A 16,060-nucleotide genomic window follows, 5' to 3' on the forward strand; every position below is an offset into this window, starting at 1 on the left:
TTGCGATTTTAAGCTCGCCACAAGTCTGCCAAAACAAGGTACCGTGTCAACAACAAAGTGCCATACACACGTATCATTCTTTCATCAACCCATCAGGATGTGTCGTTGGGTCACCCCTTTTCGGCTGGAAACCAACTGCCAGCTACCATCACGAGACAACAACAAGTTCGCATCCCCTTGCTCACAGAGCCATTGATAACCCCAAGCCGGCTCACAAAACGGCTCAAGCAACCCGTCGCCCCGATCCCATCCGTCCCCGGCGGCGGACCGCGATTTCTTGACGGACGCGCGGTTTTTGTCAATGTGCACAGACATGGCTTCGCAGAAAACCGTCAAACTCCTTTTCGCCCTTCTGGTCCTCGGAAACGTCCTGTTTGCAGCCGTTATTCTCCTGGGAGGCATCAAACCCTCGACCCCTACAAAATCCGTAATGCCAAATCCAAATGGCTTTGATAATTTCGTACAAGCCACCCATATCCTTCCAACTGCAAGTTATTCCGAATTTAACGACCTTTCCGTTGATCAACTTAGGACGTTAGTCAGTAATGCCACGCCCGCCCTCAATATCCTCCGCCAAGGACTCACCAACGAATCCAGATTTCCTGATGACTACTCCGTCGATTACATCCAAAAATACATGTCCACCATCATCTCCTTTAGACAGATGGGCCAGGCTCTTGTCGCCGAAGGCCGGCTGGCTGAACTCGAGGGCCGCGCCAATGAAGCCGCACAAGCGTACCTGAATACCATTCATTTCGGCCAAAAATCCAGCCAGGGAGGCGTTATGGTTTATAAAGGTGTGGGCACGGCCATCGAAGCCCTTGGGCGGGATCATCTCTGTCGTCTCATCAATTCGGTCGATGCCCAACACTCCCGCCAAATTGCCAGGAGCCTCGAAATGGTCGACTCTCAAGAACCACCGGTCGATGAAAATCTCCGACAGGAAAAAATCTGGTCGCTGAAGACCACCCGTTTGATCGATCGACTTAAGGATCTCTGGAATTACAAAGAGCAGAACGCAATTAAGAGCAATTTCGTCGCCAGAGTCCACTCCACCCAACTCCGCCGCCGCCAAACCATCCTGGACTTCGCCACCCGAGCCTACGAACTCGACCACGGCAAACTACCCCAATCCCCTTCCGACCTTGTCACCAACTATGTCATCGCCATTCCCAGAGACCCCATCACCGGAACTAACCTCTCGATCCCCACCTCCACGCGGTAGTGGGAAAGTCCAACATTCAGGTATGTCCCCTGTTTCTCTCTACTTTTCGGTTGATTGCCCATGCAAACCTCTGCAAATTATTTACACCAAGATGAAAAACTCGTCTCTTCCATCCCTTCTGCTTTGCCTTTCCCTTTTCTCCGTTTCCATCCAGGCTGCGCCGCCACAGGTCAAGCTCACAGGCATCATCAACATGCCCGATTACAAATCTGCCTTGCTGGAAATCACCGACACTATAGATCATACCGAGACTACAATTCTCACCGAAGGCCAGGCTGAATCATTCAGTCCAAAACTCCGTCTGGAAATCATTCAGGTCAATCCGGTCAAACGCACAGCGAAGCTCAACCTTACCGCCAACCAAACCAACTCCATCATCACTCTCGCCCTGGATAACGAGACCAAGTCGTCCGCCGATGCTCCCGCCATCCAATTCCGCAACGCCGACCTGAACCAGGTCCTGCGTCTCTATGCTAAATTCTCCAACCGCACCGTCCTGCACCCACCCCTCCCCTCCATTGAGATGAGTTGCAACGCCAACGCCACCAACGAAACCGACGCCGCCGAGGCCCTTGCCAAAGCACTTAATAAAAACGGATATACCAACATCCTCGACGGAACCAAATTCGTCATGGTACTGCGATCCGACCGTGCCTCTATGGCTCACCCCCGTTCTGCTGAAATCAAATCCTCTGCACCTGCGCCCGATCCCCCTAGTACTCGCACGAACATAATTCCAGCAGGAGAAATCAATTTTCCGGGCGTTGATCCCTACCAGGTCGCTCATATTTACGCCGAGCTGATAGGAGGCCGCAAATTCGACTTCAACACGCGGTTTCCACACTACGTTGACCTCATTCACTTCGTCAGCCAAACACCCCTCTCCAAGGAGGAAGTCATCTACGCCCTCGACACCCTCTTCGCCTGGCAAAACATAAAACTCATCCCCATCGGCAAAGACCTCGTCCAAGCCGTTGAAATTAAACCGGAGTAACCGCATCCCATTAAATTAAGAATGCAACTGCAGGATCCACGCATTTAAATCCCGAACCATTTAATAGGTTTTTTCGCGAATATGGCTGTACAGACAACACCAACAAAAGGCAATGAGGCAATCTGTCCGGTCCAAAGCGTTAGCAATCATCTGGATTGAAAGCACGACCAACTTACCAGCTTCCATCATGAGACAACAAAAGATTTGCCGCCCCTTTCTCACAGAGCCATTGATAACCTGAACTCGGTTCAAGAAACGGCTCCAGGCAATCAAACACCCGGTCCCATCCTTCACTTGCCAGCACCACCTCAAACCCATTCTTCCCGACACCAACAACTCCTCGATCGCTGTTTCCTCGCACAAACGCCAGTTCCACACCGCCAATCGACGTGACTGGGACAATATCCTTCAGCTTGAACCGTGAAACGGAACCATCAATCAAACGCATCACCGCAGCCCGGAGCTTCTGAATATCCGCACTGCTGAACTCATAAAGCCGAATCAACGGACAATCCTCCGAACCATTTTCCAGATATTCCAGTTTCACAAATTCTTTGTTTTAAATTTTCATGACCTTCATCACGGCACTTTGGAGAGCATTGAGGTAAATCTTAATCCTTCCTGATTCCAGGCATGCTTTAGTTCAGGAATGCCATACCAAACATTATGCCGCTTGAAAGTCGGAAAATCAGTGAGAAGAATCTGTTCTATTTCAGAATCCCGGTACCAGACCGGCTCCATTGGCAGCCGGCCTTTTGAATCCGGTTTCAAATGTTGAAACCGGGTGATAATCTTCCCTGCAAGCTCTCGGCTTGTATTCAGAGCAAAGGTAAAGTCAACCAGGTCGCAGTAAATCCTGTGTTCATGGCCCCAAAAGCATTCCTCCAGACTAAGCGCGGAACCGAGCCAGTTAACATAAAGATCTGATTTGCTGACTATCATCCCCCTACACCCGATCCAGGTATAAGGAATGTACCACCAGGAATCAGTTTCCTTGACCTTCCCAGCATCATATTTCAGCTGACCTTTAAAATTGTCTTTCGCGAACCTGCGACGAATCGCCTCCTCCGCATCAACCAATGAGTATTTGGCTTTCATTTAATAATATTTCAAAGCTTCCACGACTAATTCGTCCCTCCGTTTAGAGCCTTGAACTGCACCCACGTTGGTGCACTCACATTTCTCGCACGAGCCATCACCACTTCAGTCGTTTCAGTCCTGACCCACTCATCAATGCTCGCCTCCAATTTCCCGATAGCCGCAAAATCGATGACCGGTATTTCCTTGCTATCATCACATACTATACCCAACGCAGGTCCAAAACCTCCGTGACGACACTGTGCAATTAATTCGATCTCTAAACCAGCCGTCCAGGGAACAATGGTTGGGAGATTAAGCCGGATATATTCGAGACATTGGAGTATCAGGTCCTGATCCGGCCAAAGACTTTCCCAGAAAGTTGGCTCGATTAACGTATACCCTTTTGTACTCATGCTCGCCTCTTCACTATATATTCTCAACTTCTACAATCGCTTCAAACGATAAAATTTCGTGGGAGGCACAGCATTCGTATCCGTGACAAACGCATCAAACCCATTTCCCGAAATCGTCCCAATCGGCAGTTCAGCCCAACCACCGTCGATGAAATTGGTCGAGCATTCCACTCCATACTGCTCACCAGCAAAAGTCCGGAGACCGAAGGTCGCAGTATGGTTCGTTACTTGCAACGAAGTAAATTGCAGGCCCACTGGAATGGCCAAACTGTAACTGCGATACCGTGAGTTGCTGAAATCCACGCTACCACCGACTGCGATGAAGGCAACTTTGCCTAATACAACTGGAACATTCGTCTGCCCTTCGGAGTTTCCACCCCACGCGATAACTTGTCCATCTGCCCTCAAAGCGACGCTGTGATGTTTGCCAGCAGCGATCGCGACGATATTTGTCAATCCATTCAGCCCGGGAACGTCGCCCCAACTCACTACCGAACCGTCGGCCTTTAACGCAAGACTGTGAGCCCCACCGGCAGAAATGGCGATTACATTAGTGACGGTTGGAGGAACGTTGGTTTGACCGGCGCTATTGCTGCCCCAGGCGATGACGCTACCATCCTGTTTCAAGGCAAGTCCATGCGTACCGCCCGCCGCGATCGAAGTTACATTACTCAACCCTGCAATGACATTGGTTTGCCCGTTGAGACCAAGTCCCCACGCAACCACAGTGCCGTCGCCCTTTAGCGCCAGACTGAATCCACTGCTGTAATCCAATCCACCAGCAGCAATGCCAATAACATTCATCAACCCGGTTGGCACGTTGGTTTGGCCATTCTGATTCAATCCCCAGGCAGTCACGGAATGGTCGTTTCTGAGGGCCAGTGCATGGAAAGAACCGGCTGAGATGGCGGTAATATTGCTTAAACCGTTAGGTAAAGGCAGCAGGCCCCAACCGGCAACAGTTCCATTCTTCCTGAGTGCCAGGGTAAAGTTGCCACCACCTGCAGCTGTAACAACATCGTTCAACGCACCCGGTGCGTTTGCGGAGCCGAAATCATTGTTGCCCCATGCCACAATTTTTCCATCACTCGTAAGGGCAACGCAGTGGCTGAAGCCGGAGGCGATGGAGACCACGTTGCTCAAACCGGGAGGAACATTTGTCTGGCCCTTTGAATTGTCCCCCCATGCAACCACGGTGCCGTCCCTTTTCAATGCCAGACTGTTGGATCCACCAGCAGCGATGGCGATCACATTCGTCAGGCCGGACGGGACATTGGTTTGGCCGGATGCAGTGTTTCCCCACGCGATGACGGTGCCATCACTCTTGAGAACCAGATTGTGAGTTCCCCCGGCGCTGATGGCGATTACATTGCTTAAACCGGCCGGAACGGTTGCCATGTTAAACGAATTGTCCCCCCAGGCGAAAACCGAACCATCGTTCGCCAGTGCCATGGCGTGTCCCCCGCCATGGGTCCAACCTCCACCAGCAGAAATGGCGACAATGTTGCTCAGTCCTGTTTGGGAACCAATGCTGCCCCATGTAACGAGAGTTCCGTCACTTTTCAGCGCCAGGCTGAAATCCAGTCCGGCGGAAATCGAAACAACATTACTCAGTCCCGCCGGGACATTGGTTTGCCCAACGTAGCCGTATCCCCATGCCACCACGGTTCCATCACTTTTGAGAGCCAGCGAATGGCCAAAGGTGTCAACCGTGTAATCGCGTCCGCCGGCAACGGCAACAACATTGCTGAGGCCATTCGGAATGGCCACCTGCCCGGAATCATTGCACCCCCAACCGAGAACCGTGCCATCGTTCAGAATACCGAGGTTATGATGGCCCCCCGCGGCAATATTGGTGAATGATTTCCCCGGAGGCAGATAAGGCAATACAACAGTGCCCCAACTGACCACTTGTCCGGCAGGTAACCCGCTGGCAAATGCTGATTCTGAAAGAAACAAGCCGACGACGTACAACACGTGTGTAAGCAGGCGAACCCTTGTCATAAATTGAACAGTAAATCTGGAGCCGGCTTTGTAAACAAAATTCTCTTTCCATTCTGCATCACGCAACGCGTAAAACAATTCCACGACCACCATCCCTCTCCGAAGGATGTTATAGGCCCCTTCAAGTTTGGTTCCTCCACTGTCCGTGGATTAACAACCATTTGAATTTTTCACCCATGGATAAAGTCTATATGGTTGAACAGCTACGAGTTGCTGTTCTGTAAGGGTCGGGCCAGTCTCAGTTCGAGGCTGGCCTTTTGTTTCGCTGAACAAAGTGGGTCGAAAATCAGTCGCCTTTGAAGAATACCATAATACCTAACTTGCTTTGTTTCTGCTTCTTGGATAATTTTAAAAAGACTGTTTAAAATTGACTCGAAACGATGACAAACCAGCTTAAGCTCGCTCCAAAGCCGGGGTGCAAAATCATCCACAGTCTGCGTGACACACCTGCGGTGCTGCAAGCTCCAGACCTGAAGCCTGATTACCAATGAACGGCCCCCCCCAAAAGCAGGAGCAAGACGTTGAGCAGAGGATTGCCGAGCTCGTCGCCAAAATGCGCGAGACACAACAGGAGTTACAATCACTTACCGGTAGGCAGTCACTCGCCGTCGACGTCCTGCAAAACGAGGATCAGCAGCGAGAAGCAGAAGCAGCGCGGGAAAAATTGGGATGGAACGCAACTCTGCAGCGCATCGCTGGCAAGGCCGCACGCCTGGGTGGATGGGCGATCGAACTACCCGAATACAAACTCACCTGGTCGGATGAAACCTGCGTCATCCACGACTTGCCGCCCGGGTACCAGCCAACTTTTGAAGAGGGTGTCAGCATGTTTCCTGTCGAGTATCGGGACGAAGTCATCCGGCTTGTCAAAAATTGTGCACAGGAAGGCACGCCTTACGATTTCGAGGTTCCAAAAATGACCGCCAAGGGGCGGCGAATCTGGGTACGTTCCATGGGCGAAGCCGTACGTGATGCTGAGGGAAAAATTATCCGTCTGCAGGGAGCGTTTCAGGATATCACCGAGCGCAAACAGGCCGAGCTGGATTTGTGCAAGTCAAACCGGGCATTGCGGATGCTCAGTGCCTGCAGCGAAGCCCTCACCCGGATCTCTGATGAAAAGCAGCTACTCGCAGAAGTTTGCCGTCTGGCAGTGGAAATCGGAGGCTACCGCATGGCTTGGGTGGGCTATGCTCAAGATGATGAGTCTCGCTCCATCATCCCGATAACTCATGCGGGCGAGGAGCAAGGCTATTTGAGTGGGATTAAGACCAGTTGGTCCGAAGATAATATAACTGGCCGGGGACCCGCCGGACAGACCATTCGCAGCCGACAGGCCGTGGTCTATGAGGATATCACCAGTCATTCTGACTTTCTTCACTGGCGGGAAAACGCTCAAGCGTGCGGCTTTCGTGGCGTCATTTTTCTGCCCTTGCGCGATGAACACCGCGCGTTCGGTTTGCTCGGGCTTTATGCCGGCCAGGTTACCCAACCCGGGCGGGACGAGCTCAAACTGTTGCAGGAACTGGCCGATGATTTGGCTTTTGGCATCAACAGTCTGCGCGCGCGCGCAGAACACCGCATCGCCGAGCAAAAAATGGCACAGCAGGCGGCATTGCTTGATAAAGCCAGAGATGCAATTTTCGTCCGCGACCTCGCAAATCTGGTCTTGTTCTGGAATAAGGGCGCCGAGCGCGTTTATGGCTGGAACGCAGTTGAGGTACTCGGCCGCTCAACCAGCGAGTTTTTGTCTACCGACCAGCGCACTTTTTTGCCAGCCGTCCAGGCGTTGCTGCAAAAAGGCGAATGGGCTGGCGAACTTCAGAAGAAAACCAAAGCCGGTCATGTCATCACTGTGGACTGCCGTTGGACACTGGTGCGCGATGAGCGCCAGGAACCCAATTCAGTCCTCTGCATCGAAACGGACATTACCGAGAGGAAGCAACTGGAAGCCAACTTCCTCCGCGCTCAGCGTATGGAAAGCATCGGCACCCTGGCCGGTGGCATCGCGCACGATCTCAACAATGTGTTCGCGCCGATCCTGATGTCTGTCGCCCTTCTCCGGATGAATATGCCGGACGAGGAGTCAAAAGATTTGCTCCATACCTTGCAAACCAGCGCGCAGCGGGGAGCCGAGCTGGTGAAGCAAGTGCTTTCCTTCGCCCGCGGCGTCGAAGGCGAGCGCATCGAAGTCAATCCCGTCCATCTCATGCGTGAAATCTTGAACGTGGTGCGGGACACTTTCCCCAAATCCATCGTGTTTAATTTTTTGGATAAACAGGATCTCTGGAACGTGACGGGTGACCCCACCCAGCTGCATCAGGTTTTCCTGAATTTATGTGTCAATGCCCGTGATGCCATGCCCAATGGCGGCGATCTAACCCTAAAGTTGGAGAACGTTGTGCTGGACGCAACTTACGCCACAACGAACCCCGACTCCCGTCCCGGTGCCTATGTGGTCGTGCAAGTTGCAGACACAGGTGCCGGCATCCCTCCGGAGATTCGGGATAAAATCTTTGAGCCATTCTTCACCACGAAGGAATTCGGCAAGGGCACCGGCCTCGGCCTCTCCACCACCCTGGCGATTGTGAAAAGCCACGGCGGCTTCATCAAAGTTTGCAGCGAAGTTGGCCAAGGCACAAATTTCGAGGTCTATCTGCCCGCCAACACCACGGAGGCGGCGGCACATCAAGCCGCCGTTGAACCGACCAGGCTGCCGCTCGGCAATGGGGAGCTGATTCTGGTGGTAGACGATGAGGAAGGCCTTCGCAAAATTGCCCGGCGCACGCTGGAGCGTTTCGGTTACCGCGTCCTGCTGGCCGCCCATGGTGCGGAGGCCGTCGCCCTGTACGTCCAACATTCACAGGAAATCGCAGTTGTTCTAACCGACATGGCGATGCCAATCATGGATGGTCCCGCGCTGATCCTTGCTCTTAAGTCGCTGAATCCCCAGGCCCGCATCATCGGCTCCAGCGGCCTCACCTCCGCTGACGGCTTGGCCAAGGCGGTTGGTGCGGGCGTCAGCCATTTCGTGCCCAAACCTTATACCGCCGAACTCATGCTCAAGACTCTGCATGAGGCGTTGAACGAACGACCAGGCGGTAAAAAGAAATAGGATTTTTTAATGGGGCCATCGAACGGGTTGAAATTGCGCACCTAAGCCGGATCAAAGCATTATGAGGATTTGTCGGCAAAGCCCTCGCTCCGCCAGCCTTCACACAATCGCCCGGCCCAGCCCGATGCCCGTTGCTCCAGCCGGTACATCAGCTCCAACAAATCCATGACGCAACTCTGTCTTGCTTGTAGGATGTACCGACGCGTCTGATATTTTTAAAAATTTCATTGGCAATCGCTCATGAGCAAGTCGCGAAATTTCGCAAACAGCCTGATCGAAAAGATCACTCTACGCCCCGACGTAAGCCGGGCTCTGCGCTCGACCGTGGCGTTTACGATTCCGCTGATCGTTTGTCACTGGCTCGGTCGGCCCCAGGAGGCCGTCTTCATGGCCATGGTCGCGCAAAATCTATCGCTCCAGGATTTGCGCGGAGCTTATCCCGTCCGTTTTAGCATTCTGGCCGTGATGGCCCTTGTGGCCGCCGGTTCGACCCTGCTGGGCGTCCTGACCGCGAACAGCACCCTTTCCGCCACCTTGGCGATGGGAGCCATTGCCCTGCTCGGTGGTTGCTGGCGGCATCTGAGCGCTGATTACGGCCCCAGTGCCGCAATCTTTTCCACCCTCATGTTCCTGCTCGGTCTTTCCCAGCCCGGTGGCTGGCCTGTCGGTATTCATCTGCTCGGATTGGTGGCCCTCGGCGCTGCAATCGCCACGGTGATGCAGGTTGGTTTCTGGCTCTTCCGCCCACAACATCCCTCACGTTACGCCGTTGCAGAAACCTGGGTGGCCTTGTCCGATCTGATTGCCAGCATGCAACCCAGTGCAAAAACCAACGATCCTCTTCGCAACGAGCCCTTCGCCGCCCGCGAGCGGGAACTCAGGGTTTCTTTGGATCGCACGTTCCTGATTCTCGGTGCTGCGGAAAAACATCTTCAATCACCGCTCCTTAAGCATCTGGAGGCAATGCGGCGCGAGGTCGTGCATTTCGCGATGCGCATTCTAGCCCTCAACACCTCGCTCGAACCGATCATCAACCGACCGGACTTCGCACGAACCCTTCCCGTTCTAGACTCCGTTTTGAAGACTCTCAGCGAAACCACACGCTCAGTAGCTGTTACTCTCATTGTATATCGTCAGGAAAATTTCGCCGCCAGTCGGGTGCGCTTGCGGCGTTGTCAGCATCTCATCCGGGTACTCGATGAACAAATCGCGGCGATTTCGACAGACAGTGACATCAGCCAACTGCGCGTCAGCCTGGAGCAGATCGCCCGGGTTCTCCCCCGCGTTAGTGCTGCTCTGGGTGAAACCGTTGACCACAGCCCCGCGCGCCTGCGCTTTCCTTCAGCACTGCCCGAATTGAGCTCCCGCTCGATTCACTCCCTGGCAGGCTGGATCAATCCAGCGACGCAACTGGACCCCGTGTTGTTGCGCCATTCCGCCCGCATGGCCGTGCTGACCATGTTTGCTGTGGCACTCTACAAGGGATTTGCCATCCATCGCGGCTATTGGATTGCCTTTACGATTATGGTCGTGCTCCAGCCCGATTACGGTTCAACCCGCCAGCGTGCCGGGGCGCGCATAGGCGGCACAGTCACTGGCGTTATTCTGGCCAGCTTGCTGTTCTGGATCCAACTGCCGCTTTTCCTGCTCGATGGGATGGCAGCCTTGATGTCCTTCGGATTCGCTTACTTTTTAAGGCGCAAATACTGGGTCGCAATCTTCTTTGTCACCATAATGATTGTCATCCTCACCGATACCACGGGACCGGTTCATGCCGATTTCACCATCGCCCGACTCCTCTCCACCTTGCTCGGTGGCGCTCTCGCCTTGGTAGCTGCCCTGCTCTTCTGGCCAGATTGGGAGCGGGAAAAGTTTCCAGCCCTGCTGGCTGCGGCAGTCCGCGCCAACCGCAACTATATTGATGCCATGTCCGTCTGGTTGGGTGTGGCTGAGTCTACAAAGACCACTCCGCTAATGGCCAAACGACGGGCGGAAAATGCCAACCGCTTTGCCGCCGCCTCACTGGAACGGCTCCTGGGCGAGCCTGCCCGTCTCAATGAAAACCGGGAACGCGCCGCAGCGCTGGCCACCTACAACCAGCGGGTGACCCGCACACTCACCACCCTTGCGGTCCATCTGGAGGACGGCGCCAGAAGCAATGCTCCGGGCATCTCGGAAATCATTCGGCAGATCAACAACACGTTGGAAAGTCTGGCGCATGCCATCGAGAGTGGTCTCCAGGACTCTGCAATCGCTGAATTGACCTCGAACCTGCGGCAATTGGAATCAGTCGTTGCCAACGCCAACGTGGATGCTTCCAAAGAACTTGGCCTCACACCATCCCCCGAAAAGCTGATTTGGACTCAAATCGCTAAAACAGTTGCTGAGATTCAGGCCATGGTGCTGGCACTGGACATGCCCAACCACCAACAACTCGCGTCACTCGCTATTTAAAATGAACGACGCGGTAATAGCCCGGCCCTTGATGTCCGTCAACATGAATGAAAAGGTCTTGTCCTGTTTGACACTTTCGGGCATTCATATTCCGCACTCACTATAGTCAGATGGCCATTAATTTACGCTCCTTGAGCGCAGCGCCTTCGGACGCGGATGAGCAGGTATGGATGAACAAGAAACGAATATTTTGAAAGGACACTCATGAGCCAAAATCTTTTTCCAAAATTGCACAACGCCATGTGGCCCGGTCTCGTCGGCAAAGGCAGCCCCGGTGCTGAACCTTCCATCGATCTCGATACCATGCTTGACCTCACCGCCAAGGCCGAAGTCAACGGTGTCAAATTCGATGGCGTCGATCTCTTCCTCTTCGATCCCCACGTCAGCATTGATTCCAGCGATGACGATCTGAAAAAACTCGCCGACAAAATTCGCAAAAAGGGTTTCGTGGTCGGTTCTGTCGTCGCACCAGTTTGGCCTCCCACCGGCGGTGGTTCAGCCATGGGCGGTGATGAAGACCGTAAGAAATTTGTCGACCAGGTCAAGAAGGCTTGCCGCATCGCCAAAAAATTGCGTGATCTCGATATTCGTCCCTACGGCGTCGTTCGCATCGACTCCGCAGCCGGCGTCACCGATTGGGAAAAAGATCCCAAAGGCAACACGAAGAAGATCGCAAAAACTTTCAAGGAAGCTGCCAAGGTCGCCAAGGATCATGGCGAACGTCTCGCGGCCGAAGGCGAAATCTGCTGGGGCGGCATGCACAGTTGGAAATACATGGTTCAACTCCTCGAAGAAGTCGGTCAACCCAAGGTCGTCGGCTTCCAGGCAGACATGGCCCACACCCTTCTCTACACTCTCGGCTATAACGCCCCTGAACACCGTATTGTCCCCACTAAGTATCACTGGGAACCGGATCAATTCCATACGGCGATGAAGAAAATGACGAAGGCACTGCGCCCATGGACCATGGACTTCCACGTCGCTCAAAATGACGCCACGGTAAAAGGTTCTGGCTCACACGACAAAACCGGCCGCCACTGCCTTGCCACTGACCCCAACGGCAAATTAAACATTGCCCGCGATGCCGGCTACTGGATGCGCGACGATGCCGGCAAGGTCACCAAAAAGTTCAAGCACATCTGTTGGGACGGTTGCATGTTTCCCAATGAAGTCATGCATAAACAGGAAACCTGGAACAATATCCTGGCCTCCATGATTCAAGTCCGCGAAAACCACGGCTGGGCCTGAAGCCTCTGCCTTGCCACAAAAAGCACAAAAAAGCACAAAAAGTTATGAGTGACATCATGCGTCTGTGCGATGTGATAAGAGAAACGGGATATGCGATTCATCGTTATCACCGTAACGGCCACGTGGAAAAGATTTACGAGAACGCCTTGGTAAACCGCCTGCGGAAGCAAGGCCTCGAGGTGCAACAGCAACATCCATTACAAGTATTTGATGAAGATGGAGCCTTGTTGGGCAACTTTTCCGCAGATCTCCTTGTGGAAAACCAGTTAATCGTAGAATTGAAAGCAGTCCGCGCCGTCGTAGATGAACATGTGGCACAGTTATTGGGATACCTTCGTGCATCAAGAATCGAACACGGCTTGCTAATCAACTTCGGAGCAGGAAAATTCCAGATCAAAAAATACATCATCAACGACGTAATAGAAAAATTTTAATTTGTGCCTTTTGTGCCTTTTCGTGGCCATTTTTAATTTATGAAACCATTAAATGTAGGTCTTATCGGTTACGGCTTTATGGGCCGTACGCACTCCAATGCCTTCCGCAAGGTCAATAATTTCTTCGACCTGGAATATCAACCCGTCCTTAAGGCCATCTGCGCGCGTGACGGCGAAAAAGCCACTGCTTTCGCGAAGAAGTGGGGTTACGAATCTGTCGAAACCGATTGGCGCAAACTTATCGCCCGCGATGACATCGATCTCATCGATATTGCCACACCGAATAACACCCACGCCGAAATCGCCATGGCTGCTGCCAAAGCTGGCAAAATGATCCTCTGCGAGAAGCCGCTTTCCATGAATGGCCCCGAAGGCGAAAAGATGGTGGCTGCGATCAAAAAAGCCGGCGTGCCAAACATGGTTTGGTATAACTATCGCCGCGTCCCTGCCGTAACCCTCGCCAAACAACTCATCGATGAAGGAAAGCTCGGTCGCATCTTCCATTACCGCGCCAAGTTCCTCCAGGACTGGACCATCTCCAAAGACCTCCCTCAAGGCGGCGCCGGGCTCTGGCGTCTGGATGTCAAAGCCGCTGGCAGCGGTGTGACGGGCGATCTTCTGGCACACTGCATCGACACCGCCATCTGGCTCAACGGCAGCATCAACACTGTGACCGCGATGACGGAAACCTTCATCAAGGAACGCAAGCATACGCTTACCGGCAAGGTTCAAAAAGTTGGCATCGATGACGCCTGCGCATTCCTGGCCCGCTTCAACAACGGCTCGCTCGCCACGTTCGAATCGACTCGTTACGCCCGCGGTCACAAGGCGCTCTACACCTTCGAAATTAACGGTGAAAACGCCTCTATCGCCTGGGATCTCCACGATCTGCATCGCCTGCAATATTTTGATCACCGCGACGAAGGCCGTACTCGCGGCTGGCGTTCCATCCATGTGACCGATCCCGACCAGCCCTACATGAAGAACTGGTGGGTGCCCGGCCTCCAAATTGGTTACGAGCATACCTTCATTCATCAGGTGGCGGATTTCCTGAAGAGCCTGGAATCCACCAAGAGCGCCCATCCCGATTTCCGCGACGCCCTGGAAACCCAATACGTTTGCGACGCCGTTCTGAAGTCCGCCAAAACCGGCAAATGGGAAAAAGTGCCTAAACTGAAGTAAATGAGGTTCGAATACCGAAGTTTCCCCCTGAAACTACGGTATTTACCCCGACTGAATGTTTTTGACGGCGAAACCGTCTTGAATCATAATTGAGTCCGCAATTTAAAGCATATCAATACAATGAAATCTTTAACTCTCAGTGTAGCGATTACCTCCGTTCTCGCTTTCTCCCTCTTTTCGGCCTCGGCAGCTGAGGAAAAGGCAATGGATGCGAGCAAACTCCCCCCTGCCGCCACCAAGACAGGTGTGAGCTACGCCACGGATATCAAACCGCTCCTCGAAAAATCCTGCTTCAAGTGCCACGGCCCAGACAAGCAGAAATCCAAACTCCGCCTCGACAGCATCGAAGCTGCCATCAAAGGTGGCGAAAATGGCCCTGACATCATCGCAGGCAAAAGCGAGAAGAGCCTGCTGGTTTTTTCTGTGGCACACGCCGGCGACGAAGACGACTTCATGCCCCCACCCAAGAGCAAGGACACCCCTCAGCTCACCAAGGAGCAGGTCAGCCTCGTCCGGGCCTGGATCGACCAGGGCGCCAAGTAATCCGAATTTGAAATTCACGCCAACGCTTCCGATTCACGTCGGAAGCGTTTTTATTTCACTCCAGTTACCAACGGCTGCACCCACGCCGTCTCCAGATCGCCCTTCTGATAATAATTTTCCTTCAGCTTCGAAGAAATCACCTTGGCCCGGACATAAATTTCATCTCCCTTCAAATTATAACAGGGAGATGTGCCTTTTACTTCCGCCAGCACCATCCCAATCTCATCACTATACTTGCGCGTCGTTGGAAATGGATTGCCTCCCTTCAAAGGCAACGGTTCGCTCTTCGTATCATACCCTTTGCGAGTTCCAATGAATTGTGTCGTATACGTCACTCCTTCTTCCGGCTCAATCTCGATGGCAAGCTTATCCTTCTCGCGCCGAATCTCCTTCAACTTCACCCCGCTGCTCGCATAAAAATCCCCGGCTTCCATCGCCGCAATAATGCTCTCCGGGGTCAACTTCTCCGCATGCACCATTATCCATCCACGGCCTGGACGACTCTCTTTCTCCACCGTGCCCAGATAATGATGTGCATCATCCACCGCGGTGCACCAGATTGGTTCCATCCCCAGCTCCGCCAATCGTTTCGTTAGCACAATGTCATAGATTCTTTCCACACTGGCGTGGTCCTTGTCTCCATAGTTATGTACCACGGGATGGCCATTCCAAATCTCCATGAATCGCTCCCCCTTTACTCCCATGATATCCTCCGCCGTGAGCGCCCAACCGAAGTTCGGATGATTGATATGTGGAATCATCGGCTGGCCGGTGACCATTCGCTGCTCCAAAACCGCATTGACGTTATTCTGCAGCACCTCGGCCCGACTGCCTCCTGTCTGAGGCAGAACGACATCGCGTATGTTCGACACGCACATGTGAATTGGCAGAACTTTATACTGGGCGCTGATTTCTTCTCCCGGCACCAACAAAAACTTTCCCGGCTCCTCAAATTTTCCACGAAATTCCGCCAGGGTCTTCAATCTTACTGCAGTTTTTCCCGCCTCGGTTTTAAGCTCCACCCAGTTCGTCCCGAATTTTGCCACGTATCTTTCCAGGGCCACACTGCCTCCCCGGTTTGTATTTGCTCCAGTCCACCGCTGCCCGCTGAGGAGCACATTGTGATCGGAAAGCGCAAGGAAGTTGTAGCCATGCTCCTTGTACCAATCCACAATCATCTCCGGATAATCATTGCCGTCGCTCCAAAGCGAATGGGTATGAAGATTCCCCTTCAACCACTGCCCTTTCTCCTCTGCCGGAACATTTAATCCAGAGAGCAGAACGACCGCCAGGATCGCGCCAAATAAAAGAACTCTCGCATCTTTCATAAAATCATCACGGAACGAACATGCGGAAGTGATTACCCGATTT

14 protein-coding genes are annotated in these 16,060 nt (G+C 53.1%); 8 read left to right on the forward strand and 6 right to left on the reverse strand.

Annotated features, from left to right (window positions below; translation table 11 throughout):
- Window positions 1-84 precede the first annotated feature (84 nt).
- Entirely contained in the window at window positions 85-315 is a 231-nt protein-coding gene (locus tag CFLAV_RS10540) for a hypothetical protein (protein ID WP_040547991.1), read from the reverse strand.
- Between CFLAV_RS10540 and CFLAV_RS10545 the strand changes: the two genes are divergently transcribed.
- Both CFLAV_RS10545 and CFLAV_RS10550 read left to right on the forward strand, forming a co-directional pair.
- Window positions 314-1,225: a hypothetical protein gene (locus CFLAV_RS10545; RefSeq protein ID WP_040547992.1), complete on the forward strand. Its 912-nt coding sequence runs from the start codon at window positions 314-316 to the stop codon at window positions 1,223-1,225. The genes CFLAV_RS10540 and CFLAV_RS10545 overlap by 2 nt on opposite strands.
- 91 nt (window positions 1,226-1,316) lie before the next feature.
- Window positions 1,317-2,219: a hypothetical protein gene (locus tag CFLAV_RS10550; protein WP_150107359.1), complete on the forward strand. Its 903-nt coding sequence runs from the start codon at window positions 1,317-1,319 to the stop codon at window positions 2,217-2,219.
- Window positions 2,220-2,391: 172 nt separating this feature from the next.
- Here CFLAV_RS10550 and CFLAV_RS10555 read toward each other — a convergent pair whose 3' ends face one another.
- Genes CFLAV_RS10555 through CFLAV_RS10570 form a run of 4 tightly spaced genes read right to left on the reverse strand, consistent with a single transcriptional unit; the run spans window position 2,392 to window position 5,716 of the window.
- Window positions 2,392-2,766 (reverse strand): hypothetical protein, encoded by a 375-nt coding sequence (locus tag CFLAV_RS10555; protein WP_007414698.1) that lies wholly within the window; start codon window positions 2,764-2,766, stop codon window positions 2,392-2,394.
- 32 nt (window positions 2,767-2,798) lie between these two features.
- The gene (locus CFLAV_RS10560) at window positions 2,799-3,317 is read right to left on the reverse strand and encodes a hypothetical protein (protein ID WP_007414699.1); all 519 of its coding nucleotides are present in this window, start codon (window positions 3,315-3,317) and stop codon (window positions 2,799-2,801) included.
- A gap of 26 nt (window positions 3,318-3,343) precedes the next feature.
- Entirely contained in the window at window positions 3,344-3,712 is a 369-nt protein-coding gene (locus CFLAV_RS10565) for a hypothetical protein (RefSeq protein ID WP_007414700.1), read from the reverse strand.
- Between the two features lie 30 nt (window positions 3,713-3,742).
- Window positions 3,743-5,716, reverse strand: coding sequence for an RCC1 domain-containing protein (locus tag CFLAV_RS10570; RefSeq protein ID WP_160164551.1), 1,974 nt, complete (start codon window positions 5,714-5,716; stop codon window positions 3,743-3,745).
- A 487-nt stretch (window positions 5,717-6,203) separates the two neighbouring features.
- Between CFLAV_RS10570 and CFLAV_RS32160 the strand changes: the two genes are divergently transcribed.
- The 6 genes from CFLAV_RS32160 to CFLAV_RS10600 all read left to right on the forward strand — a co-directional run bounded on the left by CFLAV_RS32160 (window position 6,204) and on the right by CFLAV_RS10600 (window position 14,689).
- Window positions 6,204-8,828, forward strand: a complete 2,625-nt coding sequence (locus tag CFLAV_RS32160; protein ID WP_007414702.1) for a hybrid sensor histidine kinase/response regulator — start codon at window positions 6,204-6,206, stop codon at window positions 8,826-8,828.
- A 240-nt stretch (window positions 8,829-9,068) separates the two neighbouring features.
- Window positions 9,069-11,282, forward strand: coding sequence for an FUSC family protein (locus CFLAV_RS10580; RefSeq protein WP_007414703.1), 2,214 nt, complete (start codon window positions 9,069-9,071; stop codon window positions 11,280-11,282).
- A gap of 204 nt (window positions 11,283-11,486) precedes the next feature.
- Entirely contained in the window at window positions 11,487-12,530 is a 1,044-nt protein-coding gene (locus CFLAV_RS10585) for a sugar phosphate isomerase/epimerase family protein (RefSeq protein ID WP_007414705.1), read from the forward strand.
- A gap of 44 nt (window positions 12,531-12,574) precedes the next feature.
- Window positions 12,575-12,964: a GxxExxY protein gene (locus CFLAV_RS10590; RefSeq protein WP_007414706.1), complete on the forward strand. Its 390-nt coding sequence runs from the start codon at window positions 12,575-12,577 to the stop codon at window positions 12,962-12,964.
- Between the two features lie 39 nt (window positions 12,965-13,003).
- Window positions 13,004-14,146, forward strand: coding sequence for a Gfo/Idh/MocA family protein (locus CFLAV_RS10595; protein ID WP_007414707.1), 1,143 nt, complete (start codon window positions 13,004-13,006; stop codon window positions 14,144-14,146).
- A 120-nt stretch (window positions 14,147-14,266) separates the two neighbouring features.
- Window positions 14,267-14,689: a c-type cytochrome domain-containing protein gene (locus CFLAV_RS10600; RefSeq protein ID WP_007414708.1), complete on the forward strand. Its 423-nt coding sequence runs from the start codon at window positions 14,267-14,269 to the stop codon at window positions 14,687-14,689.
- A gap of 50 nt (window positions 14,690-14,739) precedes the next feature.
- Here the strand turns inward: CFLAV_RS10600 and CFLAV_RS10605 are convergent, their stop codons facing one another.
- Window positions 14,740-16,017, reverse strand: coding sequence for a PHP domain-containing protein (locus CFLAV_RS10605; RefSeq protein WP_063816423.1), 1,278 nt, complete (start codon window positions 16,015-16,017; stop codon window positions 14,740-14,742).
- Between the last annotated feature and the right edge of the window lie 43 nt (window positions 16,018-16,060).

Origin of the sequence: Pedosphaera parvula Ellin514, from assembly GCF_000172555.1 — a bacterium.
Taxonomy (GTDB): Bacteria; Verrucomicrobiota; Verrucomicrobiia; order Limisphaerales; family Pedosphaeraceae; genus Pedosphaera.